General features: G+C 58.3%; 19 protein-coding genes, 1 tRNA gene and 1 pseudogene. 18 read left to right on the forward strand and 3 right to left on the reverse strand.

Features of this window, described 5'->3' with window-relative positions; all coding sequences use genetic code 11:
* Positions 1-18 precede the first annotated feature (18 nt).
* Positions 19-94, reverse strand: a tRNA-Thr gene (locus tag T518_RS08940).
* Between the two features lie 204 nt (positions 95-298).
* Here T518_RS08940 and T518_RS08945 point away from each other — a divergent pair.
* Entirely contained in the window at positions 299-1,330 is a 1,032-nt protein-coding gene (locus T518_RS08945) for a GAS domain-containing protein (protein WP_036378364.1), read from the forward strand.
* Between the two features lie 76 nt (positions 1,331-1,406).
* Here the strand turns inward: T518_RS08945 and T518_RS08950 are convergent, their stop codons facing one another.
* A complete protein-coding gene (locus T518_RS08950; protein WP_036378365.1) occupies positions 1,407-1,721 on the reverse strand; it encodes a helix-turn-helix domain-containing protein in 315 nt (104 codons plus the stop codon).
* Between the two features lie 393 nt (positions 1,722-2,114).
* Here T518_RS08950 and glpA point away from each other — a divergent pair, with 393 nt between their 5' ends.
* From glpA to pfkA, 13 genes are all read left to right on the forward strand, one after another.
* Positions 2,115-3,737 carry an anaerobic glycerol-3-phosphate dehydrogenase subunit GlpA gene (gene glpA / locus T518_RS08955; protein WP_036378366.1) on the forward strand — a complete coding sequence of 541 codons (1,623 nt, stop codon included), beginning with the start codon at positions 2,115-2,117 and terminating at the stop codon, positions 3,735-3,737.
* Positions 3,734-4,978: an anaerobic glycerol-3-phosphate dehydrogenase subunit GlpB gene (gene glpB, locus T518_RS08960; RefSeq protein WP_036378367.1), complete on the forward strand. Its 1,245-nt coding sequence runs from the start codon at positions 3,734-3,736 to the stop codon at positions 4,976-4,978. Before glpA ends, glpB begins: the two co-directional genes overlap by 4 nt.
* A gap of 14 nt (positions 4,979-4,992) precedes the next feature.
* Positions 4,993-6,219 carry an anaerobic glycerol-3-phosphate dehydrogenase subunit C gene (locus T518_RS08965; RefSeq protein ID WP_248617177.1) on the forward strand — a complete coding sequence of 409 codons (1,227 nt, stop codon included), beginning with the start codon at positions 4,993-4,995 and terminating at the stop codon, positions 6,217-6,219.
* 39 nt (positions 6,220-6,258) lie between these two features.
* A complete protein-coding gene (locus T518_RS08970; RefSeq protein WP_248617178.1) occupies positions 6,259-6,576 on the forward strand; it encodes a PTS sugar transporter subunit IIB in 318 nt (105 codons plus the stop codon).
* A gap of 59 nt (positions 6,577-6,635) precedes the next feature.
* Complete coding sequence (glpK, locus tag T518_RS08975; protein WP_036378368.1) at positions 6,636-8,135, forward strand: glycerol kinase GlpK; 1,500 nt, start codon at positions 6,636-6,638, stop codon at positions 8,133-8,135.
* An 18-nt stretch (positions 8,136-8,153) separates the two neighbouring features.
* Positions 8,154-8,891 (forward strand): MIP/aquaporin family protein, encoded by a 738-nt coding sequence (locus T518_RS08980; protein ID WP_072003593.1) that lies wholly within the window; start codon positions 8,154-8,156, stop codon positions 8,889-8,891.
* Positions 8,892-9,119: 228 nt separating this feature from the next.
* Positions 9,120-10,613: a glycerol kinase GlpK gene (glpK, locus tag T518_RS08985; protein ID WP_036378404.1), complete on the forward strand. Its 1,494-nt coding sequence runs from the start codon at positions 9,120-9,122 to the stop codon at positions 10,611-10,613.
* Positions 10,614-10,700: 87 nt separating this feature from the next.
* The gene (locus T518_RS08990) at positions 10,701-11,066 is read left to right on the forward strand and encodes a metal-sensing transcriptional repressor (RefSeq protein WP_248617179.1); all 366 of its coding nucleotides are present in this window, start codon (positions 10,701-10,703) and stop codon (positions 11,064-11,066) included.
* A gap of 42 nt (positions 11,067-11,108) precedes the next feature.
* Entirely contained in the window at positions 11,109-13,718 is a 2,610-nt protein-coding gene (locus T518_RS08995; protein WP_036378370.1) for a heavy metal translocating P-type ATPase, read from the forward strand.
* Between the two features lie 100 nt (positions 13,719-13,818).
* Positions 13,819-16,614, forward strand: coding sequence for a sigma-54-dependent transcriptional regulator (locus tag T518_RS09000; RefSeq protein ID WP_036378372.1), 2,796 nt, complete (start codon positions 13,819-13,821; stop codon positions 16,612-16,614).
* A 262-nt stretch (positions 16,615-16,876) separates the two neighbouring features.
* Complete coding sequence (locus tag T518_RS09005; protein ID WP_036378373.1) at positions 16,877-17,320, forward strand: PTS sugar transporter subunit IIA; 444 nt, start codon at positions 16,877-16,879, stop codon at positions 17,318-17,320.
* Positions 17,317-17,793: a mannose/fructose/sorbose PTS transporter subunit IIB gene (locus tag T518_RS09010; RefSeq protein WP_036378374.1), complete on the forward strand. Its 477-nt coding sequence runs from the start codon at positions 17,317-17,319 to the stop codon at positions 17,791-17,793. The genes T518_RS09005 and T518_RS09010 overlap by 4 nt, the downstream gene beginning before the upstream one ends.
* Positions 17,794-18,018: 225 nt before the next feature.
* Complete coding sequence (pfkA, locus tag T518_RS09015) at positions 18,019-18,984, forward strand: 6-phosphofructokinase (protein ID WP_036378375.1); 966 nt, start codon at positions 18,019-18,021, stop codon at positions 18,982-18,984.
* A 587-nt stretch (positions 18,985-19,571) separates the two neighbouring features.
* Here the strand turns inward: pfkA and T518_RS09020 are convergent.
* Positions 19,572-20,828, reverse strand: coding sequence for a diaminopimelate decarboxylase family protein (locus T518_RS09020; RefSeq protein ID WP_036378378.1), 1,257 nt, complete (start codon positions 20,826-20,828; stop codon positions 19,572-19,574).
* Positions 20,829-21,163: 335 nt separating this feature from the next.
* Here T518_RS09020 and T518_RS12465 point away from each other — a divergent pair.
* The 4 genes and pseudogenes from T518_RS12465 to T518_RS09040 all read left to right on the forward strand — a co-directional run.
* Positions 21,164-21,251, forward strand: a pseudogene (locus T518_RS12465) (DUF1232 domain-containing protein); the annotation flags it as partial.
* A 210-nt stretch (positions 21,252-21,461) separates the two neighbouring features.
* Entirely contained in the window at positions 21,462-23,960 is a 2,499-nt protein-coding gene (locus tag T518_RS09030) for a DNA topoisomerase 3 (protein ID WP_036378381.1), read from the forward strand.
* A gap of 44 nt (positions 23,961-24,004) precedes the next feature.
* On the forward strand, positions 24,005-25,201 hold the full coding sequence (locus T518_RS09035) for a DEAD/DEAH box helicase (protein WP_036378382.1): 1,197 nt from the start codon (positions 24,005-24,007) through the stop codon (positions 25,199-25,201).
* Between the two features lie 98 nt (positions 25,202-25,299).
* Positions 25,300-26,637 carry a hemolysin family protein gene (locus tag T518_RS09040; protein WP_036378383.1) on the forward strand — a complete coding sequence of 446 codons (1,338 nt, stop codon included), beginning with the start codon at positions 25,300-25,302 and terminating at the stop codon, positions 26,635-26,637.
* The last annotated feature ends 15 nt before the right edge of the window (positions 26,638-26,652 follow it).

Here is a 26,652-nt window from a genome sequence, read left to right on the forward strand (position 1 = left end):
AGCTAAATCAGCAAAATATGGAGCTGATTATAGGACTTGAACCTACGACCTGCTCATTACGAATGAGCTGCTCTACCAACTGAGCTAAATCAGCATCTGTCGCTTGTCGCAACTGACAAGATATAGTATATCGATATCGCGCCTGTCTGTCAATCTTTTTTTTGCGTTTCCGCAAAAATTTTTTTGAGGAGGTGGAATCTGCCTGAAATTCATGCGTTTTTAATTGGCAGGCGGATTCTACATCCGTATAATAGTAGTTAGCAAAGTACACTATTTTACGTTAGGATGGTGTTGGGTTATGAAGGGACTATGGCGAGCCTGTCTCGTGCTGATGGCGGCTGTCTGTATCTGGCCGGGCGGTATGAGTCCTGCTGAAGCGGCGCCTCAGGTCATCGAGGCGACGGGCGTCTACATCATGGGCGACAACGATTCGCCGAAGATCGCGCGCGATGCGGCGCGGCAGGAGGCCATGCGCGCCGCTGTCGAGAAGGCGGGGGTCTACGTCGAGAGCTATTCGCGCACCAAGAACATGCAGCTGACAGAGGATGACGTCAAGATGATCTCGGGCGCCGTGCTCAAGGTCATCAAGGAGGATTCCGTGCCGGAACTTTCGGGCAAGACATGGAAGTACACCGTCAACCTGACGGCAGAGGTCGACACCGACAACATCGACTTCAAGGCCATGCTGGCCAAGAAGGATGAAATCGAGAAATTGCAGCAGGAGCGCGACGCTCTCAAGAAGCAGAATGAGGAGCTCCTGCAGCAGTACCAGAAGGCCAACGGACTGGAGAAGCGCAAGCTCGGCACGCGGCTCGAGACGAATTACGATTACGGCAAGATCTTCGACCGCAGCATGGGCAACATCCAGCGCAGTGAATACACGAAGGCCATCGATGAGCTGACGACGCTCATCGGGGACCGCCAGGTGACAGGCAACCCGCGCGCCTATGCCTACTACCTGCGCGGGCGCGCCTACTACGGCCTCAACCGGCCGCACGACGCGCTCGAGGACTTCAGCGCGGCCAACGCGACGAAGCACGATAACGCGACGTATCCCATCTGGCGCTGTCATCAGTACGAAGGCCTCATCTACTACGACGAGGGACGCTACGACGACGCCGTGCGCGAGCTCGAGATTGCCTGGAACTATTCCGACAAGCAAGACCAGGCGCTCGCCAACGACCTGCGCACCGCGCGTCTCGCTGCCGAGCGCGCCAAGAACCCGCCGCCACAGCAGCCGGCCGAGCAAGGTTCCGGCAGTTCAAGCGGCCGCATCGACTGGACGAAGATCCTCACTGACATCATCATCCACTCGATGGACAAGGGCTGAGGATGCGATAAAGAAAATACGAAATTTAGTACAGCTCACGATTTTGTGGGCTGTTTTTTTTACAAAAAAATCCTGCTCAGAATTTAGAGAGCAGGATGATCAAAGCTGTTTTCTTCTCGTCAGAGAGGTCGTGGATCAGTGCGGTGAGGTGTTCGTCGATGGAGGCACTCTCTGGCGTTGCGGCATGTTCCTGTCCAACGGTTGCGAGATCATCGAGCGATAGGTTGAGGGCGCGGCATATCTTCAGGACATTGTCCATGGCAGCGCCGCCGATAGAGCCATTCAGGATAGACAATAATGTTGTGTAGGGCATATTGATCTCCTGGGAAAAGGCCTTGAGTGTATACCCCTTTGATTTGATCAAGGTCTTGATGAAATCCTCTCGGGTCATCTTGCACCTGCTTTCTCGATAACATCTGTTTATAGATGAAATCCTGATTTAAAAACTACTATTTATTATAGCGGCGCCATAATGCTTTTTCAATACCAGAATCGCGCCGGACCGCCTTTATTCTCGTGATATATACGAAAAAACATAATGATACACGAAATATAGTATTGACAGAACACGATATTTCGTGTATCATTACGAATGTAAACACGAAATAATATTACAAAAACCAATCAAAACGATATTTTGACATTTCACAGTGGAAGGGTTTGAGCCCTGCTGCAAAGCAGCCCTTGTTGTCGTATTCCGCTTCTGTAGCAATGTTTATCCATATCACAGCTAGAAGTCTGAAATATCGAAAGGATTGGAACCATCTGGAAGGAGAGCTTAGCAATGGAGCATGCAACGGTCATCGTCATTGGCGGTGGAGCGACTGGTGTCGGTATCCTGCGCGATCTTTCGATGCGTGGCATCGATACGCTGCTGATTGAAAAAGCAGATCTCGTTAACGGGGCAAGTTCTCGTTATCACGGCCTGCTGCACAGCGGTGGGCGCTATGCCGTCAAAGATCAGGAAGCAGCACGTGAGTGTATCGAGGAGAACAAGATTCTCCGCAAGATTGGCCGCTCGTGCGTAGAACCATATGGGGGCATGTTCGTTCGCCTCAACAGTGACCCGGCGGATTTTGAGGACGCATGGGTGGAGGGATGTCGTGTCAGCGGCATCGAGGCCAAGCAGATCTCTCTGGACGAAGCGTTCCGTATCGAGCCGCGCCTTTCAAAGAACGTCGTTTCGGCCTACATGGTCCCGGATGCAGCAGTAGATGGTTTCCGCCTCTCCTGGCAGAATGTCGATAGTGCGAGACGTTATGGCGGCCGAGCTAAGACATACGAGGAAGTCGTGGGCATCATCACGCAGAACGGCAAGGTCAAGGGCATACGCACGCGCAACGCCTTCACGGGGCTCATCACGAAAATCTCCTGTGATATCCTTGTCAATGTCGCAGGCGGCTGGGCTGGCCAGGTGGCCAAGCTCGCGGGACTGGATGTTGGCGTGCAGCCGGACAAAGGAACGCTGATTGCATTCAACCAGCGCATCTGCAACCACATCGTCAATCGCCTGCACAAATCGTCGGACGGCGATATCTTCGTACCGCATGGTTCCATCACGATTCTCGGCACGACGTCGATGAGTGTGGACGATGCCGAAGATACGAGCACGGCGCGTGATGAAGTCGAGAGCCTGCTGGCCATCGGTGAGCAGACCTTCGAGCATCTGCGCGATTACCGCATCCTGCGTTGCTTTGCAGGATCGCGTCCGCTCTACATCCCGCCAGGAGGTGCTGTCGGACGAAGTGCTTCGCGCGGCTTTGCCATCGTCGATCACGGTGAGCAGGACGGCCTCGAGGGAATGTTCACGATGGTTGGCGGCAAGTTCACAACGTATCGCCTGATGGCTGAGAAGCTCTCAGATGCTGTCTGCAAGAAACTGGGCAATACGATGCCATGCCGGACGGCTGAGGAGCCGCTTGTCCCCGAAGTACCGGAAGAAGAGCGCAAAGAGGCACGGTCGTATTTCCCATCTTACGGTACGGACCTCGCAGCGACGCGTCTCGGCCCAGATCGTTTCAAGAGCGTCGTGCGAAGACTCAAGCAGGATCCGGAGAAGCGCGAGCTCGTCTGCGAGTGCGAGAACGTCACGCGTGCAGAGGTGGAGGAAATCGCAAATGAACCTTCCGTCCATCAGCTCAGCGACATCCGCCGCCGCACGCGTGTCGGCATGGGAACATGTCAGGCGAACTTCTGCGCTTTGCGCAGTGCCAGTATCTTTGCGGATTGTCGCAAGGGGCGGCAGGATGACGCTGCGCAGGATTCTCTGGCACAGATGAAAGAACTCCTGGAAGGTCGTTGGAAGGGCATTCGCCCAGTCTTGCTTGGTCGCACCATCCGCGAGATGGAAATGACGCGCGGCATGTATGAACTCTTATTTCACGTGAATGGAGGCGCAACGAAATGATCAAATCGGATGTGATCGTCATCGGCGGCGGTATCGCTGGCATGGTGGCAGCGCTTGTCAGCGCGAGAAACGGCAAGCGCGTGACGATGCTGACGTACGGTGAAGGAACGCTTCCTTTGAATAGCGGTGTGATTGATATCCTGGCCTATGACCAGCAGCATCATTACGTCGAGAATCCCATGAAGGCAATGGAGTCATTGCCGGAAGAGCATCCCTACCATCGAATCGGCCGTGAGGCCGTCGAGGAGGGAATCTCATTCTTCCGCGAGGTCATGGGTGCAAATGGCCTGCCGTATGCGGGCTCGTTTGATCGTCACTTGTTCGTGCCGACGGCTGTCGGCACGCTGAAGCCGACGAGCTTTGCGCCGAGATCTCTGGCGGGGAGCCGTGTGTTCCAGGGGCGGAGAAAGATCGTAGTCGTCTCCGTCCGCGGGCTCAAGGACTTCTATGGGTCGATCATGTTGGAAAACCTGAAGAAAGAATTAGGGGAAAGCCGTTCGTATGAAGTCGCCGTGGTGGATCCGAACCTTGGCGGTGGACGCGATATCACGACACAGGATGTCGCACGCTGGCTGGAGTCAGATGAGGGCAGACGCAATTTCGTGGCACAGCTGCGCAGCAGAGGCGGCAGTGATGCGGTGTTCATCGTACCGCAAGTGCTCGGCCTCAAGGATGGCGAGCTCAGTGAAGAGTTGGAAGAAAGGCTGGGGGCACCGCTCGTCGAAACGACGTGCCTGCCGCCTTCTGTCAACGGCATGCGCGTGCAGCGCATCCTGATCGATGCCCTGCGCAAGGCGGGTGTCAATATCGTAGAGAACACGCGTGTCATAGGTGCGAAGGTCAAGGGAAGCAAGGCAATCTCTGTCACGGCGGAAGGCTGTGCGCGCAAGAAGGAATACACGGCAGAGCGCTTCATACTGGCGACGGGTGGTTTTTATAGCGGCGGCATCACGATGCGGGACTTCGATAAGCCCAAGGAAGTGGTGTTCAATCTGCCGGTATCATTTGTCAAGGGAGAAGCAGGCTGGGCTAACGATAAATTGTTCTCGGATCAGCCGCAGGGGTTTGCCAAGAGTGGCATCCGGACGGATGCAGCGATGCGCCCGCTCGGTGCGGATGGCAAAGTTGTTCTCGAGAATGTGCGTGTCTGCGGCCGGATGCTTGCTGGATACGATTTCTGCTTTGAGCATTCGGGCAACGGTGTAGCGATTTCCTCGGCCTATAAGGCTGCAAGAGAATGAGGGGGATAGATGCTATGAGCGATACAAAGATGATTGAAGAAGACAAACAAGCCGTCTATTCGGGTGATCACTGTCTGTCCTGCACCTCGTGCATGGCCAACTGCCCTGTCATGGCAGCATCTCTGGAGTACCGTGGCCCGAAACTCGTGGCACCGGCACACGGACGCATGCATTTCTCTCAGGATGACTATGAGGATTCGCTGGATTTTTGCTCGAACTGCAAGAGCTGTGACCGCGCATGCCCTTCAGGTGTAGCCGTCTCGACGCTCAATATGCTGATGCGTGGCGAATACTATCGCCATCATCCGCATTCGAAGCGTGATGACATGCTCGCACACGGGGAACGCATGGCAAAACTTGTCTCGGCTATACCATTCGGCTCGACCTTTGCGAACCTCGGTACGAAGGTCAGCGGTGCGCTCGGCGTCCTCTCGGCTATGGGGATTGCGGGCCAGCGTTCGATGCCCTCGTACGCTTCAAAGACGTTCTACCGTCAGTTCAAGGACATCAAGCAGCCGAAGAGCGACAAGAAAGTCTTGTTCTATCCGGGCTGTTCCATCAACTACAATGAGCCACATATCGGCATCGCCTTCGTCAAGGTCATGAACCACAACGGCTATGAAGTCCTTGTGGATGAGGGCATGAACTGCTGCGGTTCCCCGCTCGTCGTTACAGGTTATCTCGATGAGGCAAAGGAACACGCGGACAACAATGTATCGAGAATCTTGAAGTGGAAGGAGCAGGGCATCCCTGTCGTCGTTTGCTGCACCAGCTGCTCGCTGATGCTGAGAGCCGAATACGCGGAGCTCTTCGGTGAGCAGCGTATGGAGGACGCGGCAGAGAATATCTACGATGCCTTTGAATTCCTTGAAGAACTCATGTCGAAGGGCGAACTCAAGACAGACTTCAAGCGGGTTGACAAGAAACTCATCTATCACGTGCCGTGTCATCTGAAAACGCAGGGCATCGGGACGCCGGCCGTATCCGTGCTCAAGCAGGTCCCTGGTGTTGAGGTGGAGCTCGCTGATGCCGGTTGCTGTGGCATCTCCGGCAACTATGGCTTCAAGAAGGAAAAGTATGATATCTCAATGAAAATAGGAGAGAAGCTTTTCGAGAGGATCAAAGAGAGTACGGCGGATGACGTCATCTGTGACTGCCCGACGTGCCGCATGCAGATCAAGCACGGGACGCAGACTGATCCCTGCCACCCGATTGAAATATTGGAAGAAGCGTATCGCTGAGACGATAGGCTTTGCGTGAGATGAAAGGAGGTGATTTTCATGCACGACGAAATTCGGCGCATCGTCCTGTTATGCTCTGCGGGTATCTCGACGAATCTCTTGGTCAGGCGCATGGAAGCAGAAGCAGCACGTCTAGGCTACCCATGTTCCATCAGTTTCTATCCTGTCGCAGAGGCAGATGAAGCAGCTGCTTTTGCCGACGTCATGCTTCTGGCTCCGCAGACGGCGAGCGAGCTCGGCTCGCTCAAGGTGAAGTATCCGAATGTCAAAGTGGCGTTGATCCCGCGTGAATTTTACGGGAAGATTGATGCGGCGGGCATTCTCGACTTTGCACAGAAAGAAGCAGGCGATTACTGATTGGTCTGCTCGAATACATAAGAGAAATATAAGGGGTTTTTGAGAGGGGATTTTAAAACATGGCAACGAAGTTTGTTATGGCATTAGATGCAGGTACGACCTCGAATCGCGCCATCATCTTTGACAGTAATTCCAAGGTCATCGGCGTATCTCAGAAGGAATTCACGCAGCATTTCCCGGAACCGGGCTGGGTTGAGCACGATGCAGAAGAAATCTGGAGCACGATGGTCACCGTCATGAAAGAGGCACTCGAACAGTCGGGCCTCGTGGCAAGTGACATCGCAGGTATCGGCATCACGAACCAGCGCGAGACGGCTGTCATCTGGGACAAGAAGACAGGACGTCCTATCTACAACGCGATTGTTTGGCAGTCCCGTCAGACGGCATCCATTGCGGAAGACCTCAAGGCCAAGGGCCTTGTCGATGAAGTGAAGGATAAGACTGGTCTGCTGATCGATGCGTACTTCTCCGCGACGAAGATCCGCTGGATCCTCGACCATGTCGAGGGTGCACAGGAGCGTGCAGAGAAGGGGGAGCTCCTCTTCGGCACGATCGACACCTGGCTGATCTGGAAGCTGACGGGCGGCAAAGCTTATGTTACGGATTACTCGAATGCGTCGCGTACGATGCTCTTCAACATCAACACGCTCGAATGGGATGATGCACTGCTGGGCTATCTCAATATCCCGAAAGCCATGTTGCCGGAAGTGAAGCCGTCCTCTTATGTATACGGCCATAGCGTCCCGAGCATCCTCGGCACTTCAATCCCTGTCGCTGGCGCAGCTGGCGACCAGCAGTGCGCTCTGTTCGGCCAGAACTGCTTCGAGCCGGGCATGGCAAAGAACACGTATGGCACAGGCTGCTTCCTGCTCATGAACACGGGCACGGAGCTCAAGAAATCCCATAAGGGCCTCGTCACGACGATTGCCTGGGGGCTGGACGGCAAGGTAGAGTATGCTCTCGAGGGCTCTGTCTTCGTAGCTGGCTCGGCCATCCAGTGGCTTCGCGACGGCATCCGTCTCGTCGACTCGGCCCCGGATTCTGAATGGGTGGCCAAGAAGGTCAAGGATACGGCAGGTGTCTACGTTGTCCCGGCATTCGTCGGCCTCGGTGCACCGTACTGGGATCAGGATGCGCGCGGTACGATCATCGGCATCACGCGCGGTACGACAAAGGCTCATATCGTCCGCGCTACGCTCGAGTCGCTCGCTTATCAGACCAAGGATGTCCTGATGGCCATGGAAGAAGATTCTGGCGAGAAGCTGCAGTCCCTCAAAGTGGATGGCGGTGCGTGCGCGAATAACCTCCTCATGCAGTTCCAGGCCGACATCCTGCAGTGCCCGGTGGACCGTCCGCAGACGATTGAGACGACGGCTCTCGGTGCAGCTTATCTCGCTGGCCTGGCTGTCGGTGTCTGGCAGGACAAGGAAGAGGTCAAGACGGCGTGGAAGCTCGATACGCGCTTTGAGCCGACGATGCCGGAGGTAGATGCTGCGAAGTACTACAAGGGCTGGCAGAAGGCTGTCAAGCACTCGATGCACTGGCTCAGCGAAGAATAACAGGAGGGAAAATCCGCTATGGTTGTCGGTTATGAGAATCTTTTAGGTGAATTCTTTGGCACGATGGTCCTGCTGGTCTTCGGCTGCGGCGTCTGTGCAAATTTGACCTTGGAACGCTCTAAGGGGCAGGCTTCGGGCTGGGTCAATATCGCGATCGGATGGGGCTTTGCCGTCACGCTCGGTGTCTTTACGGCAACGTCGCTGGGCGCTCCGCAAGGCGACATCAATCCGGCTGTTACGTTCGGCAAGATGCTTCTGGGCATCTATACGTTCACCCAGTTCGTCGTGACGTCCATCGTCCAGATCCTCGGCGGCATTGCTGGTGCGGCAATCGTTTGGCTCGCGTATCTGCCGCATTGGGGCCTCACCAAGGATCCTGCCGCAAAACTCGGCATCTTCTGCACGGCTCCGGCCGTCCGCAATTTGGGAACAGCGTTCCTGACGGAGTTCATTGCGACGTTCTTCCTGCTGTTCCTGATCTGGGCCATCTTCTCGAAACAAGTCGGTGCTATGCCGGCCGGTTTCGGCCCCTACATCGTCGGTGTACTCATCTGGGCGCTGGGCCTTTCGCTCGGCGGTCCGACGGGCTATGCCATGAATCCTGCTCGTGACCTCGGACCTCGCCTGGCTCATGCAATCCTGCCGATTGCTGGCAAGGGCGGATCGGATTGGGGTTACGCCTGGGTACCGGTCATTGCTCCGCTCATGGGTGCAGGCGCAGCCTATGTCGTTGGCTCGGCTATTGGCTTGTTCTGATTATTACGAGCTGTTCCTATCATAATTATGTTCCAATCGCTTTATCCATTTTATTGTGTATTCCATTGACTCCCCAATGATACTTTGAGACTTTCCTTTCCTATAAGTCTTTCTCCCGCGTTTTGCGCGGGAGATTTTTTTGTAAAAGGATTGCAACAATGATATAATGAGACGTAACCTTAATAAGAATGGTATATGATGAATGGGGTAGCGGGAAGGGGGATGTTCTTGAAAAAACAGTATATTCTGGCGCTCGATTCTGGGTCGGTCAAGAATCGTGCAGTCATAATCAATCGCGAAGGGCAGATATGCTCGTATGCGGAAAAGAAGATATCGATGTATACGCCGCATGAAAGCTGGGTGGAGCAGGACCCAGATGAGATTTGGTCGACACAGCTCTTTGTGGCGCGCAAAGCAATCAAGTTAGCGAGACTGGAACCGTCAGAAATTGCGGCAATTGCCGTGACGAATCAGCGTGAAACGACGATTGTCTGGGATGAGAAGACGGGACGCCCCATCTATCCGGCTATCAGCTGGCAATCGCGCCAGACGGGGGATATCTGCAAGCGACTGCTCAAGGAAGGGTATCAGGAAGAGATCTGGCAGAAGACTTCTCTTGTCATCGCGCCGTACTTCTCGGGCACGAAACTCTGCTGGATTTTTGAGAATGTTCCAGGTGCCAGAGAGCTGGCACAGAAGGGACGCCTGCGCTTTGGCACTGTGGACACCTGGCTCATGTGGAAACTCAGTGGCGGCAAGGTTTTTGCGACGGATTATTCGAATGCTTCCCGCACGATGCTGTTCCACATCAAGGATCTGACTTGGGATGAGGATATCCTGGAGGCACTCGATATTCCCCGCCAGATCTTGCCGGACGTCTATCCGTCAAGCCATCTCTACGGAGAGACTGCAGCTAATTGGCTCGGGGCAAGGATTCCCATTGCATCCTGCATCGGCAACCAGCAGGCAGACCTCTTTGGTGAAGTTTGCTTTAAGCCGGGGGAAGCAAAGAATTCGTATGGTGTCGGTTCGTTCTTCCTGGTCAACACGGGTGACTGTCACGTCCGTTCTAAGAACGGGCTGGTGACGACGATTGCCTGGGGCATTGGCGATAAGGTCACATATGCTCTGGAGGGCAGTACGCTCGTTTCGGGCATCAGCCTAGAATGGCTCAAGCACGGGATTGGCATCTTGGATTCCATGCCGGAGTCCGAATGGATCGCGAAGCGCGTGCCCGATACGAATGGCGTCTATCTCGTGCCGTCCTTCCGAGGCCTCTCTGCACCGTACTGGGATATGGAGTCGAAGGGACTCATCGTCGGCCTTAGCGATGATGTCAACCGCGCTCACATCATCCGGGCGGCTTTGGCGGCGCTGGCGTACCAGGTGCGTGATATCTACGAGGCACTCTCTCCAGATATCCCCGTGCCAATCAAGGAACTCAAGGTCAGCGGCGGTGCCAGCCAGAATAATCTTCTGATGCAATTCCAGGCAGACATCATGGGCCTTCCTGTCATTCGCCCGGAGATTATGGAGACGACGGCATTGGGAGCTGCTTATCTCGCTGGCTTGGCCATTGGCTTCTGGCAGAATCTCGATGAGCTGAGGAAATTATGGCCACCGTATGTCCGCTATGAGCCGCATATGGATGAGGTGGAGCGCGAACGTCTCTACGATGGCTGGCAGGTTGCTGTAGAGCAGGCCATGGCCGGTATGCGCTGATTTTTCTCCCGCATTGCGGGAGCTTTTTTTTGACTTGACAGATACCCCCTAATGGTATAAGATAATATACCGTTAGGGGGTATATTCGTGGAATCATGTGAAGATAAGAAATGTCAGGCGGCTGCTATGGTTGAGGCGAGTGCAGAGCAGCACACCTGCAGTGGCTGTGTCAAGCACAAGCACCGCGACAAGGACAGCAAGGAATACAAGTGCCTCGTCTCGCGCCTGCGGCGCATCGAGGGACAGGTCCGCGGCGTCTGCAAGATGGTCGAGGATGACCGCTACTGCGTCGACATCCTCACGCAGGTCAGCGCCATCCAGTCGGCGCTCAATGCGTTCAACAAGGAACTGCTCGCACAGCACATCAAGTCGTGCGTAGTCGACGACATCCGCGCCGGTCACGATGAGGTAGTCGATGAGCTCGTTGCGACGCTCCAGAAGGTCATGAAATGACCCGTCGTTTCCCAATAGCCACCAAGGAGGCTGAAATCCAAGATGAAGAAACAACAATTCACGATCACGGGCATGACATGCTCGGCCTGCTCGGCCCGTGTGGAGAAGGCCGTCACGAAGGTTGACGGCACGAAAGATGTCAGCGTCAATCTGCTGACGAACAGCATGCAGCTCGAATACGATGAGCAAAAGACGAGTGTGCCGGCCATCATCAAGGCCGTCGTCGATGCTGGTTATGGCGCCTCGGTCAAAGGCAAGCAGGCAGCGGCCAAGGCCGCTCCGCAGGAGGACCCTGTCAAGAAGAGCATCGCTGAGATGAAGCACCGCCTCGTCTGGTCGATCGCCTTCCTGTTGCCGACGATGTACATCTCGATGCACGGCCTCTTTGAGAAGCTCTTCGGGCTGCCTGTGCCGCAGATTGTCGGCGCGGTCTTTGACGGTCCGCAGAATGCCATTGTATTTGCGTTCTCGCAGTTCTTGCTCGTGCTGCCGATCATGTACCTCAATCGCCGCTACTACATTGCGGGCTTCCGCAATCTCTTCCGCGGCGCGCCGAACATGGACAGCCTCGTCGGCATGGGTTCGATGGCGGCAGCGCTCTTCGGCGCCTTCGCCATCTTCCGCATGGGCTGGGGCTTCGGCCACGGCGACATGGCGCTCGTTCAGGAGTACAGCACGAATCTCTACTTTGAGTCGGCTGGCATGATCGTCACCTTGATTACCGTCGGCAAGTACCTCGAGGCGCGCGCGAAAGGGCAGACGAGCAAGGCGCTCGAGAAGCTCATGGACCTCGCACCGAAACAGGCATGCGTCGTGCGCGGCGGCGTGGAGCAGACCATTCCGGCTGAGGAACTTGTGGCGGGCGACGAGATCGTCGTGCGCCCGGGTGAGCGCATCCCGGCAGATGGTGTCGTGCTTTCTGGCACGACAAGCGTCGATGAGTCGGCCATCACGGGTGAGCCGATTCCCGTCGAGAAACAGGCGGGCGACAAGGTCACTTCGGCCACAATCAACAAGCAGGGATCCATCCATTTCAGCGCGGAGCGCGTCGGCGAGGACACGACGATTAGCCAGATCATCCGCCTCGTCGACGAGGCGAGTGCCTCGAAGGCACCGATTGCGCGCATGGCTGACAAGATTGCTGGCGTCTTTGTGCCAGCGGTCATCGCGATTGCCGTCATTGCGGGCGGCATCTGGCTGGCCATGGGCGCGAGCGTCGAGTTCGCCTTCTCGATTGCCATCTGCATCCTCGTCATCTCGTGCCCGTGCGCGCTCGGCCTCGCGACGCCGGTCGCCATCATGGTCGGCACGGGCAAGGGCGCGGAGAACGGCATCCTCATCAAGTCGGGCGAGGCGCTCGAGATCGCGCAGTCCGTCGACACGGTCGTCATGGACAAGACCGGCACGATCACGGAGGGCCGCCCCGAGGTCACCGTCATTGTGACGGCTGATGGCGTTGCCGAACAGCAGCTGCTCTCGCTCGCGGCCGGCCTTGAGCAGGGCAGCGAGCACCCGCTGGCCGAAGCCGTGATGACGGCAGCCAAGGCAAAGGGCATCGCACCCCAGGCGATGACGGACTTCCGGGCACTCTTTGGCCGCGGCGTTGAAGCAAAAGCCGACGGACATACGTATGCAGCCGGTAATGCCAAGCTCATGGAGGAGAAAGGCGTTGACCTCAAGGCATATGAAGCCCAGCTCGCCGCCTTCGCTGATGACGGCTGCACGCCGCTGATCTTTGCTGAGGACGACCGTGTCATCGGCATCCTCGCCGCTGCCGATGTGGAGAAGGCGACGAGCCGCGAGGCTATCGCGCGCTTCCACGAGATGGGCATCGAGGTCGTCATGCTGACGGGCGACAATGCGCGCACGGCAGAGGCCATCCGCCGCCGCATGGGCATCGAGAAGGTCATTGCCGGTGTCCTGCCGGAGAACAAGGCGGCGCACATCAAGAAGCTCCAGTCGGAGGGCCACAGGGTCGCGATGATCGGCGACGGCATCAACGACGCGCCGGCGCTTGCGCAGGCCGACCTCGGTATCGCCATCGGCGCGGGCACGGATGTCGCCATCGAGAGCGCCGACGCCGTGCTCATGAAGAGCGACCTACTCGACGCGGTCAGCGCCATTCGCCTCTCGAAGGCCGTGCTGAAAAACATCAAGGAGAACCTCTTCTGGGCGCTCATCTACAACGTCATCTGCATCCCGCTCGCCGCAGGCATCCTCTACCCCGCTTTCGGCATCAAGCTCTCGCCGGTCATCGGCGCTGCAGCCATGAGCCTGTCGAGCGTCTGTGTCGTCATGAATGCCCTGCGCCTGCGCTTCTTCAAGCCAGACCATGGGGCAGAAATATCAGCAGAGCAGACGGCAGCAGCCGTTTCATCTGATAGAAAGGATCACGAGGCCGCCGACTCGGCAGCCGCACAATCTGTACAGGAGAAAGAAGCGATTACCATGGAAAAGACACTGAAGATTGAGGGCATGATGTGTGCCCACTGCCAGAAACACGTTCACGATGCACTCGCCAAGATGGACGGCGTCACGGATGTCACCGTCGACCTCGAGGGCGGCAAGGCCGATGTCAAGGCAACTCACGACATCCCAGAGGCCGACTTCCGCAAAGTCATCGAGGATGCTGGCTACGAGCTCGTAGGCTGAGTCTCATTCACAGGCTTGAAAAGGGGCAGCGCAAGGCGCTGCTCCTTTTTGCTGTATGCTATAATAGGATGTGTATGTTGAGGTATGGAGGGGAATGCGGATGAAACGAGGGGAGCGCATCTATTCGTATATCGAAGAGAAGTCGGAGGCCTGGCCAGAGGAAAAGCTCAAGGGGCGTGTCGGCTTTGGGGCGCAGGAAATCGCGGAGGCACTCGGCATCTTGCGCAACAATGTCTCGAAGGAGCTCAATGCGCTGCAGCGCCAGGGCAGGATCGTGAAGTTCTCGGGGCGGCCGGTGCTCTACTTTGACAGGGCTTGCCTGGAGTCGGCACTCGGCGTGACGCTCGGCGAGGGGGAGTGCCAGTTCGACGATGTCGAGGCCATCTGCCAGTCGAAGAAGCCGCAGGAGCCCGAGAATCCCTTCGCGCGGCTCATCGGCGCGGACAGGAGCCTGAGGCGCCAAGTCGAGCAGGCCAAGGCGGCTATTCTCTACCCGCCCGACGGCCTGCACACCTTGATCGTCGGCCAGACGGGCGTCGGCAAGACGCTCTTCGCGCACATGATGTTCGAGTACGGCAAGGTCATGCACCGCTTCGCGGAGGAGGCGCCGTTTGTGACGTTCAACTGTGCCGACTACTACAACAACCCGCAACTCTTGATCTCGCATATCTTCGGCTACGTGAAGGGGGCATTCACGGGCGCGGAGCAGTCGAAGGCGGGCCTCGTCGAGGAGGCGGACGGCGGCGTGCTGTTCCTCGACGAGATCCACCGCCTGCCGCCTGAGGGGCAGGAGATGATCTTCTACTTCATGGATACGGGCACGTTCAACCGGCTCGGCGAGACGCAGCGCAGCCGCAGGGCCAAAGTCCTGATCATCGGGGCGACGACGGAGGACCCCGACTCCGCGCTGACGAAGACCTTCGTGCGCCGCATCCCGAACATCATGAAGATACCGCCGCTCGCGGAGCGCAGCACGGACGAGAAGCTCGACATCATCAAGCTGATGTTCCAGGATGAGGCGCAGCGCGTCAAGAAGCCGATTCGCGTGGGCGTTGAGACGATCAAGGCGCTCGTCGGCAGCATCGGCAGCGGCAATGCCGGTCAGCTCAAGTCGAACATCAAGCTGCTCTGCGCGCAGGCCTTCCTCAACGGCATTGACAGCCCGGAGGGCATCGAGGTCGACTTCAAGATGCTGCCGCAGCAGATCCGGAGCGGCCTCTTGACGCTCTCGGCCAACCGCCAGGCCTTGACGGAGGTCACGAAAGCTCTCGGCAGCGACTCGTGCATCATCGTGCCGCCGGGGCCGGATTTCCCGCTGACGGACGGCGTGAGCGGCGCGGAGTTCAATCTCTACCAGGTCGTCGAGGCGAAAGTCGAGCTCCTCAAGGGAGAGGGCATCAGCAGCGACCTCATCAAGCAGATCCTCGCGGCGGATGTCAATGTCTACGTGCGCAATCTCTACAACAAGAAAGCTTCGGTCAACATGACGACGCGCGAGCGCCTGCTGAAGATCGTCGACGCCTCGCTCGTCGACTTCGCGGAACAGGTGGCGCTCTACGTGCAGAAGCGCATGAATGCGAGCTATCACGACCGCTTCCTCTACGCCTTCAGCCTGCACCTCTCGGCCTTTCTCAAGCGGGTCAAGTCGAAGGATGCGGCGCACAAAGAGCTCGAGGGCACTGTGCCGCAGGACTCGCTCTGCCTCGAGGTGGCGACCGAGATCGGCAGCCTCATCGAGAAGCATTACCGCATCGAGGTGCCGCGCGTCGAGATTGAGTACATCGCCCTGCTGTTGGAATCGTCGCAGGAGGATGACCGCGACGATCGCGTCGTCCTCGTCGTCGCGACGCATGGCCAGAGCACGGCGACCTCGATGGTCGAAGTCGCGCAGCGCTTGTTCGGCACGACGGACGTCAGCGTGCTGGCCGTCGACATGCCGCTCGAGGTCCGTCCGCAGGCCGTGCTCGACAAGATGGCGGCCATGTTGCAGTCCGTGCCCTGCCTCAAGGGCGTCCTGATACTCGCGGACATGGGCTCGCTCTGTAATCTCGGCCCGAGCCTGGAGAAGCGCCTCGATGTGCCTGTGCGCACGATCGACATGGTCTCGACGCCGCTGATCCTCGAGGCCATGCGCAAGGCGGAGCTCGCGGGCATGGACCTCGACGGTCTCTACGACTCGCTCGCGAGCTTCCACGGCTACGAGGCGCGCGACGTCACGCAGGATACGGAGCTCGAGAAGGTGACGGACGACGGCCGCGTCGTCGTGACCATCTGCTCGACGGGGCAGGGCACGGCGCTCAAGCTCAAGTCGCTCGTCGAGGAGATCCTGTGCGGCGCGGGCCAGCCTTTGCCCGTCATTCCCGTCGGCATCGTCAAGCTCGAGGAGCATCTGCGCGAGATCGCAGAGGGCCATCGCATCGTGGCGGCCGTCGGCGTCAAGAAGCCCGCAATGCGCATCCCGTTCATCTCCTTGGAGGCCATCATCGACGGCGAGGGCGAGGCTGCGCTCTTGGAACTCGTCACGGGCAGCCGCAGCGCCTCACCTCACCGTCAGGGCAGCCGCGTCGTCCAGAGTCTCTGCTCAGAATCCCTCTGCAAGTTCCTGACGTATCTCAACCCCGAGAAGGTCATGCCGCTCCTCATGGAGTTCGACGAGCGGCTCGAGGCAGGGCGCAGGGAGCCGTTGGCCAATCCTCTGCGCATCCGGCTGCTCGTCCACTGCGGCTGTGCGCTCGAGCGCTGCGTCATGCGCAAGCCTCTCCACTACGGCGGCAATCCGTCAGAGCTCCGCACCGAGAAGGTCGAGGCACTGAAGGAGGCCGCAGAGGTCTTTTCGGAGAAGTTGCACCTGACACTAGCTGCAGACGAGTATTATTTCATGGCCGAGATGATCTGATACACTGACGGCCATGATTCCTGATACAGATGATAGTGTATTTCTTTTAGGGTGGCGAGAGGCGATACTGTATCAGGATGATGGGTGATAGCGCGATAGAGTATTATCTAGCAAGTGTGATAGTATTATTTCATCGTTGTTGAACGCAAAGAGATGCGAGAATGATGACCTGTGTATCCATATTGGTTTGATACACAAAGTTGGCACGCATCTTGCATTGTATTAGGGTATAGGTAAGGTAGTATCAGAAGGGGGTTATCCAATGTTTGCGATTATCGTTGGTACACATGGTCTTTTTGCAGAGGAGCTCGTGCGCTCGTGCGAGATGATCTGCGGTGAGCAGAAGAATGTCCGCGCTGTCACGCTCGTGCCGGGCGAGGGGCCGGATGATGTCGTCAAGAAGTACGAGGAAGCCATCAAGGAGCTTGACTGCTCGGGCGGCGTGCTCTTCCTCAACGACCTCTTCGGCGGCAGCCCGTACAATGCAGCCTGCCGTCTCGTCATCGCCAATGAGGCGTACGGCATCGTGACGGGTGTCAACCTGCCGATGCTCATCGAGATGTGCAGCGCGCAGATGATGGACGAAGGCCTGAGCATTCAGGAACTCATGGATAAAGCGGCAGAAGCTGGCAAGAGCGGCATGCAGTTCTTCCACGCGAGCCAGATTGCTGTCGACGATGACGACGAGGATGATGATCTCTTATGAAGATTGTATTGGCACGGATTGATGACCGCCTGATTCACGGCCAAGTCGCCACCGTTTGGTCGAAGGCGACAGATTGCCAGCGCATCATCGTCTGTGACGACGAAGTCGCCAAGGACAAGATCCGCGCAGTGCTCTTGAAGCAGCTTGCACCAGCGGGTGTCAAGAGCCATGTCGTCGACCTCGCGAAGGCGGTGCGCATCTACCGCAACCCGAAGTATGAGAATGACCGCTGCCTGCTGCTCTTCACGAATCCCACGAGCGTCTTGTACCTCGTCGAGCACGGCGTGCCGATCAAGAGTGTCAACATCGGCGGCATGAGCTTCTACGAGGGCAAGCATCAGGTCATGAGCGCCGTCTCGGTCGATGACAAGGACGTCGCCGCCTTCAAGAAGCTCCACGAGCTGGGCATCGAGCTGGAGATCCGCAAAGTCGATACGGACGAGAAGCGAGATCTCATGGCCGTCCTCAAATGATGCGTGTATCGCGTCCTGAAACAAAATCCACGATCTGCAACGCCTTTTCCGCGAGGAGAAGGCGTTGTTTTGCATGAAACCCTTTACATTTTTGGACGAATTCCGTAAAATAAAGAAAGATAATATATAAGAAGTACATTATCAGGTCATTTGGTTATCCTGCGGCATGGGCCAACGGGATGATTGGGATAAGTATGGAACTGATGGAATAGGAGAGATGTTCCCATGATCAAAAAAGCGATTGCTGTAATGACATCTGGCGGCGACAGCCCGGGCATGAATGCTGCGGCGCGTGCCGTTGTCCGTACGGCACTCTACGAGGGTGTAAAAGTCTATGGCATCAACAACGGCTATCAGGGCATGCTCGATGACGACATCGAGGAGCTCACGAGCCGCAGCGTCAGCGACCTCATCCAGCGCGGCGGCACGTTCCTCGGAACGGCTCGCTGCCCGGAATTCAAGACGCCGGAAGGCCGCCGCAAGGGCTTTGAGAACCTCGTGAAGCGTGGGATCGAAGGCCTCGTCATCATCGGCGGTGACGGCAGCCTGACGGGCGGCTCGCTGCTCTCGAAAGAGACGGGCCTGCCGATTGTCGGCCTGCCGGGCACGATCGACAACGACGTCTGGGGCATGGACTACACGATCGGCTGCGATACGGCTGCGAACACGATTGTCGATGCAATCAACAAGCTGCGTGACACGGCTTCGGCACATCGCCGCATCATGCTCGTTGAGGTCATGGGCCGCAACTCCGGCTGGCTGGCCATGATGTCTGGTATCGCGGGCGGCGCTGAGTTCGTCCTCGTACCGGAGGTCAAGTTCAACATCGACTCGATGTGCGAAGAGATCAAGGCAATGTACGATGCAGGCAAGCGTTACAGCATCATCGTCGTGGCGGAAGGCGCCGGCTCGGCCATCGAGATCGGCAAGGCCGTAGAGGAGAAGACGGGCATCGACACGCGCGTCTCGGTCCTCGGCCACATCCAGCGCGGCGGCTCGCCGACGGTGGAAGACCGCATGAAGGCATCGATGCTCGGCGAGAAGGCTGCTCTGGCCATCATCTCGGGCGCATCGGATATCGTCTTCGGCTTCAACGAAGGCAAGGTCGTAGGCGTCAACCTCTTCGAGGCCGTCAACAACACGAAGACCCTGAACCCAGAACTCGTGCGCCTCGCACGCGTGCTGGCCTGATAGAGTCTGGCAATCAAGACAGAATAAAAAGAGCTGCTACCCAAGCGAGTTGGGTAGCAGCTTTTTTTGCTGATTGGCATATGCTCACATCTTGTCATTGAAGGCGAGGAGGCATGTGTCGGAGCATGCAAGACGGGGATGACCGGGCAACGCTGCGCGATGACCGGCTGCTGAATCTATTTTTTCCCTTTTAATGCAGCCTGAGGAAAGAGCTAAACGCGCTGCGCTTGAACGACGCTCTTTCCTCAGGAAATGTGTGTCGGGAAAAAATAGATTCTTGACACAGACGGTCAAACGCTTCGCTTTTGCCCGGCCATCCCCTCTTTGCTCTGCGTGACGAGCAGCCCTGCCACTCAGTTTGCATAGCCCTGAGCGGGGAGGCATGTGTTTCGCCTGCAGAAGCGAAGCGATTGCCCGCAGGGATGGGCCCCAAGACAGGCGTGGCAAAGCATGCGATGTCGGAACGCCGTGGCAGGCGGCGAATCGGCATCGATGCGCAATCTGGTCATGGGGTCCATTCAGCAGAGCGCCGAAGCCGAAATACATGCCTCTCCGCCTTCTACTCCGGATGTGCGTACAATCACAAATTACATTACGCTGCCCGGGTATTTGAGGGTGGCGAAGTAATCGTCGAGCGTCTCGGCGCGGCGGATGAGCTCGACGCTGCCGTCTTCGTGGAGCAGCAGCTCGGCGCACCAGAGCTTGCCGTTGTAGTTGAAGCCCATCGCGCTGCCGTGTGCACCCGTATCGTGGATGATCACGCGGTCGCCGATGTCAATCTTCGGCAGCTTGCGGTCGATGGCGAACTTATCGTTGTTCTCGCAGAGCGAGCCCGTGATGTCGTACGTGTGGTTGCAGGGCTCGTTCTCCTTGCCGGCGATCGTGATGTGGTGGTAGGCGCCGTACATGGCCGGGCGCATGAGGTTGGCCATGCAGGAGTCGAGGCCGATGTAGTCCTTGTAGGTCTTCTTCTCGTGGATTGCCGTCGAGACGAGCCAGCCAGCAGGACCCGTGATGGCGCGGCCGCTCTCGGTCATCATGGCGACGTCGCCGAGGCCCTCCGGTACCATCATCTCATTGTAGAGCTTGTGAATGCCCTCGCCGACTGCTTCGAGGTCGACAGGCTCCTCTTCCGGGCGGTAGGGGATGCCGATGCCGCCGCCGATGTTGACGAACTCGACGTGGATGCCGAGGCGGCGCTTGAGCTCGACTGCCAGCTCGAACATGAGCTTAGCCGTGAAGACGAAGGCCTCCGTGCGGCGCTCGTTTGAAGCGACCATCGTGTGCAGGCCGAAGCGCTTGACGCCCTTCTCCTGTGCCATCTTGTAGGCCTCGAAGAGCTGGTCGCGCGTCAGGCCGTACTTCGCTTCCGTCGGCTTGCCGATGATGTCGTTGCCTTCGATGAGGTCGCCCGGGTTGTAGCGGAAGCAGATGATCTTCGGCAGGCCAGCGTTCTTCTCGAGGTAGTCGAGATGGCTGATGTCATCGAGGTTGATGATGGCACCGAGCTCGATGGCCTTCTGGAACTCGTCCGCCGGCGTGTCGTTGGAGGTCAGCAGGATCTCCTCGCCCTTGTAGCCTGCCGCCTCCGAGAGCACGAGCTCGGCGAGGCTGCTGTTGTCCGTGCCCGCACCTTCTTCGTGCAGGACCTGCAGGATGCGCGGGTTCGGCAGCGCCTTGACGGCGAACTGCTCGCGGAAGCGCGGAGCCCAGGCAAATGCCTTCTGGAGCTTGCGGATGTTCTCGCGGATGGCGCGCTCGTCGTAGATGTGGAACGGAGTCGGGTACTTCTTGATGATTTCCTCAAGCTGCTCCTTGGAGAGCGGGAAGGTCTTCTTGCTCATATGTTGTCCTCCTGTAAAAACAAACCTACCAAAGAGAATTATTATCTGTCAAAATGTTAATTTATTATACCAAATAGGAATAATGCTGTCAATTCCTATGTTATAATTGTATAAGACATTCCGGCAATTTCTCGAAATTCAGCACCTTTCCAGACAGCATGGCTCGTTGTGTGGTAAAATGAGACTGTATTTACTTTGAACTAGGAGTTTGCAAAATGGGACGATTACTCGGCGTATTGCGCCTTTTCCGGCATGACATCCTCGTCATGCTGCTCTCGCTCAAGAGCCGCCAGACACCGCGGAAGGTCAAGGGCATGATGCTCCTGGCCATCTTCTACCTCTTGAGCCCGATTGACCTGATTCCCGACGCCATCCCTGTCTTCGGCATGCTCGACGATGCTGTGCTCGTGCCGGCTGCCATCGCCATGCTCATGCGCATGCTGCCGTACCCCGTGCGGTCGGACTGCGAGCGCCAGGCCAACTACATTCTCCGCCATGCGAAGCTCGCCGGCATACTCGTGACCGTGTTCCTGCTGGCCTGGGTCGGTGTCATCGTCTGGGGCATCTACAAGCTCATCTCGTGATTGTGTCGTTTTATTTTCTATATTTTATTGAAAGGAGGCCGCAAGACTCTTGCGTCTTTATATTGCCGAGAAACCGAGTGTGGGCCGCGAGCTCGCCAAGTGCCTGACGGGGCCCATCGCGCGCCATGATGGCTACCTCGTGACGAAGGACGGCGTCGTGACCTGGCTCTTCGGCCACATCCTGCGCCAGGCGGAGCCTGAGGAGTACGATCCGAAATACAAGCGCTGGCGCGCCGACGACCTGCCCATCATCCCCGAGCACTGGAAGCTCTTTGTCGCCAAGGACTGTGAGAAGCAGTTCGCCATCGTCAAGTCGCTCATTGAGAAGGCTGACGAGATCGTGCACGGCGGTGACCCGGACCGCGAGGGCCAGCTGCTCGTCGACGAGGTGCTCGACTACCTCGGGAACAAGAAGCCCGTGCGCCGCATCCTCTTGAACGCGCTCGACGAGAAGAGCATCAAGAAGGCCAATGCGAGCCTGCGCGACAACCGCGATTTCTTCAATCTCAAGCAGTCGGCACTTGCCAGAGCCCGCGCCGACTGGCTCATCGGCATGAATCTCTCGCGCGCCTACACATTGGCTGCGCGCCGCGCCGGCCATGAGCGCCTCGTGCTGCCAATCGGCCGCGTCAAGACGCCGACGCTCTCGCTCGTCGTGCGCCGCGAGCGCGAGATCGAGAACTTCAAGCCCGTGACCTACTACCTCATCCGCGGCACCTTCCAGCATGCAAACGGCAGCTTCGAGGCGCAGTGGAAGCCGCAGGACACGATGGCGGGGCTTGACAGCGAGAACCGCCTCGTCGACAAGAAGATCGCGGACGAGAAGCTCGCCTTTTTCGAGGCGATGCCGCATGACGCCGTGATCTCATCGTACCAGAAGGTGAAGAAGCAGGAGCCGCAGCCATTGCCGTTTTCGCTCTCGACGCTGCAGGTGCTTGCGGGCAAGCGCTTCGGCTACGCGCCGCAGCTCGTCCTCGACACGGCACAGAAGCTCTACGAGAAGAAGCTCACGACGTATCCGCGCTCAGACTGCGAGTACCTGCCGACGAACCAGCTCGGCGATGCGAGCACCATCCTCGCGCACCTCTCGAAGGCCGGCGACGCGCAGATTGCCGCGTGGGTGAAGGCGGCCAATCCCAAGCAGAAGAGCCGCGCCTGGAACGACAAGAAGATCTCGGCGCACCACGCCATCATCCCGACGACGGTGCAGGCCGATGTCACGAAGATGACGCAGGAGGAGCGCAATCTCTACCACCTCATCGCGCGCGGCTACCTCGCGCAGTTCTACCCCGTCCACACCTACGACCAGACGAAGGTCGAGGTCAGCTATAAAGAGGAGACGTTCACGGCCAGCGGCCGCACGGAGCGCGACCTCGGCTGGAAGGTCATGTACCAGTCGCAGAAAAAGAAGCAGGAGACCGACGAGGGAGATGACAGGGAAGACAAGGACGAGAGGGAAGAGAACGCCAAGACATTGCCGGCCATGAAGAAGAAGGACGATGTGGCCTGGCAGCGCGGCCGCATGCTCGAGAAGATGACGAAGCCGCCGACGCGCTTCACGGCTTCGACGCTTTTGGCCGGCATGAAGGAAATCCACAAGTACGTCAAGAATCCTGAAGCGAAGAAGCAGCTCAAGGATGTCTACGGCATCGGCACAGAGGCGACGCGCGCGACGATCATCGACGACCTCATCCGCCGCAAGTTCATGAAGGCCGAGGGCAAGAAGAAGTATCTCGTGCCGACGCCCGCGGCCTATCTGCTCGTCGACGCGCTGCCCGACGAGCTCACGTACCCTGACTCGACGGCCATCTGGGAGGACAAGCTCCACTCGATGTCGGAAGGCGGGGAGAGCCTTGCCGACTTCCTGCAGGGGCAGATTGCCTTCACGCGCAAGCTCTGCGCGAAGGCAGGTGACGTCCACATGGAGGTCAAGGGCGAGAATGTCTGCCCGCGCTGCCATCAGGGCGTCCTGACGAAGCGCAAGGGCAAGAATGGCGTCTTCTGGGGCTGTTCGAACTACCCGAAGTGCCGCATGACCTGCAACGACAAGGACGGCAAGCCCGACCTCGAAGACGCGAAAGCGCGCCTCGCGCGCCGGCCGCGAAGAGAGGCGCCGGCAGCCGTCTCGGCCACCGCGATGGCCTGGCAGTCGCGCCAGTCTGATGCTCCGGCCGCGAGCCAATCGTACCGCCCATATAGTTCGTACAGCTCGCACAGTGCATCTGAGCCATACGACGATATCGCCGCGCTCAATGCGCTCTTCTCGCCCGACGACTACGCCGCGCGCATGGAGGCCGACGAGAAGAGCTATGCAGCACAGCAAAAGACCTCCTCCTGGCAGTCCTGGGCCGACAAGCCCAAGTACTCGGCCAGCCCGATGGAGCATATGGAGAAGGATGCGGCCTCGTCGAGCTTCCTCTGCCCGCGCTGCCGCGAGGGTCATCTGCGCAGCATCCACGGCAAGAACGGCGTCTTCTGGGGCTGCTCGAACTACCCGCGGTGCACGGCGACCTTCGATGACGACCACGGCAAGCCGCTCTTGAAATGACGAAATGACAGAAGTGATACCTGTTTAAGATATAAGGAGAAGATATGGAAACCTTTCGCGACTTAGGCGTCAGCGAGGCACTCGCAGGAGTCCTCGCCGACAAGAACATCAAGGAGCCGACGCCCATCCAGCAGCAGGCCATCCCGAAAATCCTCGCTGGCACGGACATCCTCGGCGTGGCGCCGACGGGCACGGGCAAGACGCTCGCCTACCTGCTGCCCATCCTCATGCAGCTCGACAAGGACCGCCGCGAGACACAGGCCGTCGTGCTGGCCCCGACGTATGAGCTGGCAATGCAGATCGCCGGCGAGGCGCGCGAGCTCAGCCAGAAGGCAGGCCTCGGCATCCGCGTGCAGGGCCTCATCGGCGGCGCGAACATCGCGCGCCAGATCGACAAGCTCAAGGAGAAGCCGCAGCTCGTCGTCGGCTCGGGCGGCCGCATCTGTGAGCTCGCGCGCAAGGGCAAGCTCAAGCTCGCGGGCGTGCGCTTCCTCGTGCTCGACGAGTTCGACCGCCTGCTCGACGACCAGAACGACATGACGACAGCCGATGTCGTAAAATTGCTGCCGGCAGACCGCCAGGCCTTGATGTTCTCGGCGACCGACCCGAAGAAGGCGCGCGACCGCGCTTCGTTCCTCGGCCATCCGGAGTGCATCGAGATCGAGGCGTCGGTCGAGGAGATGGCCGCCTGCCATCATTACTTCGTCACCGTACCGTTCCGCGAGAAAATCGAGCGCGTGCGCAAGCTCACGCGTTCCCTGCCGATCGAGCGCGGCCTCGTCTTCATCAACAGGACGTTCGCGGCCGAGCAGACGCTCGCGAAGCTGCGCTACGAGGGCATCCGCGCGGAGTCGCTTCTCGGCAAGGATGCCAAGCAGTCGCGCCAGGCGGCCATCGCTGCCATCAAGGGCGGCCGCGCCCAGCTGCTCTTATCGACGGACCTCGCGGCGCGCGGCCTCGACATCCCCTCAGTCGACTTTGTCATCAACCTCGACTTCCCGGAGAGCGCGCAGGTCTACCAGCACCGCGCTGGCCGCACGGCGCGCGCTGGCCGAAAGGGTGCCGTCATCACCTTGATCGACTTCAAGGAGGCCGTCAAGCTCTCCGAGCTCGGCAAGAAGCTCGGTATCGAGTTTGAGCGGCTGCCGCATGCCAGGGCGGCTGTTCCAGCAAAAAAAGGGAAGCAGACCCGTCAGCATGGCCCGCGCGCGGCAAGACCGGCCAGGAAACACAATAAGTAAAGCATCAAGAAAGCATCAAGAAAAGAAGCGTGACTGTCACGCGGTGTTTTTGCGTTTTATGTTTTTCGATTTTTTAGGACTTAGGAGGTTCCTCTGATTTGGACATTGTGCCCATATTATTCCAGTTATTGCTCGTAATCTTTCTCATCGCGATGAACGGCTTCTTTGTCGCGGCAGAGTTTGCCTGCGTCAAGATACGCCCCTCGCGTCTCGAGACGCTCATCCAGGAGGGCAGCCGCCAGGCGAAGTACGCCAAGAAGCTGACAGACCACCTCGACGCTTCGCTCTCGGTGACGCAGCTCGGCATCACACTCGCCTCGCTCGGCCTCGGCTGGGTCGGCGAGCCGGCCGTCGCGACGCTGATCCTGCCGATCACGCACGCCATCGGACTCGATGATGTCATCGGCCACACGATCGCGTTGGCGCTTGCCTTCTCGATCATCACGGGCCTGCACATTGTGCTCGGCGAATTGACGCCGAAGACGATGGCCATTCAGAATGTCGAGAAGATCATGCTGAGCGTGGCCCTGCCGATGCTCGTCTTCCACCGCGTCATGTACCCGTTCGTCTGGCTGCTCAACCACGTGGCCAACTGGGTGGCGCACCGCATGGGCTTCCACACGGCCTCGGAGGGCGACGACGCCCACACCGAGGAGGAGATACGCCTGCTCATGGAGGAGAGCCACCGCCAGGGCCTCATCGACGACACGGAGGTCGACTTCGTCGACAACGTCTTCGACTTCACGGACCTCAACGTCCGCGAGATCATGACGCCGCGCACGGACATGGTCTGCCTCTACCTCGAGGACACGATGGACGAGAATCTCCACATCATTCTCGAAGAGCAGCTCACGCGCTACCCGATCTGCCATGAGGACAAGGACCATATCGTCGGCTTCCTGCACGTCAAGGACCTCATGCGTGTCATGGCGGAGGGGCGCAAGCCCAACCTGCGCCGCTTGGCGCGCAAGGCGCTGATCGTGCCGGAGAGCATGGATGTCAGCGTGCTCCTCAAGACGATGCAGAAGCAGCGCTCGCAGATGGCCATCGTCGTCGACGAGTACGGCGGCACAGCCGGTATGGTGACCATCGAGGACATCGTCGAGGAGATTGTCGGCGACATCCAGGATGAGTTCGACGAGGAGCGCCCGACGGCCGAGCGCCGCGGCAAGCGCATCTTCTCGGTCGACGCCAAGATGCTGCTCGAAGAACTCGAGGATATCTTGGAGATCGACATCGAGGACGAGGACGTCGACACTGTCGGCGGCTGGCTCTACGACCAGATCGGCCAGACGCCGCGCGTCGGCCAGATGGCGGCTGCGGGCGGCAATCTCTTCTACGTCGAAGAAGTTGACGGCGTGCGCATCACGCGCGTGCTGATCCACTGCGCCGAGGACCTCGTGAAGGAGCACGATGAGATCGTCGACATGCCGTAAAATCTAAGAATCTCA

It is taken from the genome of Mitsuokella jalaludinii DSM 13811, assembly GCF_000702905.1.
Lineage (GTDB): Bacteria > Bacillota > Negativicutes > Selenomonadales > Selenomonadaceae > Mitsuokella > Mitsuokella jalaludinii.

What these genes read in the sequence shown, in the direction of transcription:
- T518_RS08945 (WP_036378364.1), top strand. Translation starts at nt 299, where the DNA reads ATGAAGGGACTATGGCGAGCCTGTCTCGTGCTGATGGCGGCTGTCTGT.
- T518_RS08950 (WP_036378365.1), bottom strand. Translation starts at nt 1,721, where the DNA reads ATGACCCGAGAGGATTTCATCAAGACCTTGATCAAATCAAAGGGGTAT.
- glpA (WP_036378366.1), top strand. Translation starts at nt 2,115, where the DNA reads ATGGAGCATGCAACGGTCATCGTCATTGGCGGTGGAGCGACTGGTGTC.
- glpB (WP_036378367.1), top strand. Translation starts at nt 3,734, where the DNA reads ATGATCAAATCGGATGTGATCGTCATCGGCGGCGGTATCGCTGGCATG.
- T518_RS08965 (WP_248617177.1), top strand. Translation starts at nt 4,993, where the DNA reads ATGAGCGATACAAAGATGATTGAAGAAGACAAACAAGCCGTCTATTCG.
- T518_RS08970 (WP_248617178.1), top strand. Translation starts at nt 6,259, where the DNA reads ATGCACGACGAAATTCGGCGCATCGTCCTGTTATGCTCTGCGGGTATC.
- glpK (WP_036378368.1), top strand. Translation starts at nt 6,636, where the DNA reads ATGGCAACGAAGTTTGTTATGGCATTAGATGCAGGTACGACCTCGAAT.
- T518_RS08980 (WP_072003593.1), top strand. Translation starts at nt 8,154, where the DNA reads ATGGTTGTCGGTTATGAGAATCTTTTAGGTGAATTCTTTGGCACGATG.
- T518_RS08995 (WP_036378370.1), top strand. Translation starts at nt 11,109, where the DNA reads ATGAAGAAACAACAATTCACGATCACGGGCATGACATGCTCGGCCTGC.
- T518_RS09000 (WP_036378372.1), top strand. Translation starts at nt 13,819, where the DNA reads ATGAAACGAGGGGAGCGCATCTATTCGTATATCGAAGAGAAGTCGGAG.
- T518_RS09005 (WP_036378373.1), top strand. Translation starts at nt 16,877, where the DNA reads ATGTTTGCGATTATCGTTGGTACACATGGTCTTTTTGCAGAGGAGCTC.
- T518_RS09010 (WP_036378374.1), top strand. Translation starts at nt 17,317, where the DNA reads ATGAAGATTGTATTGGCACGGATTGATGACCGCCTGATTCACGGCCAA.
- pfkA (WP_036378375.1), top strand. Translation starts at nt 18,019, where the DNA reads ATGATCAAAAAAGCGATTGCTGTAATGACATCTGGCGGCGACAGCCCG.
- T518_RS09020 (WP_036378378.1), bottom strand. Translation starts at nt 20,828, where the DNA reads ATGAGCAAGAAGACCTTCCCGCTCTCCAAGGAGCAGCTTGAGGAAATC.
- T518_RS09035 (WP_036378382.1), top strand. Translation starts at nt 24,005, where the DNA reads ATGGAAACCTTTCGCGACTTAGGCGTCAGCGAGGCACTCGCAGGAGTC.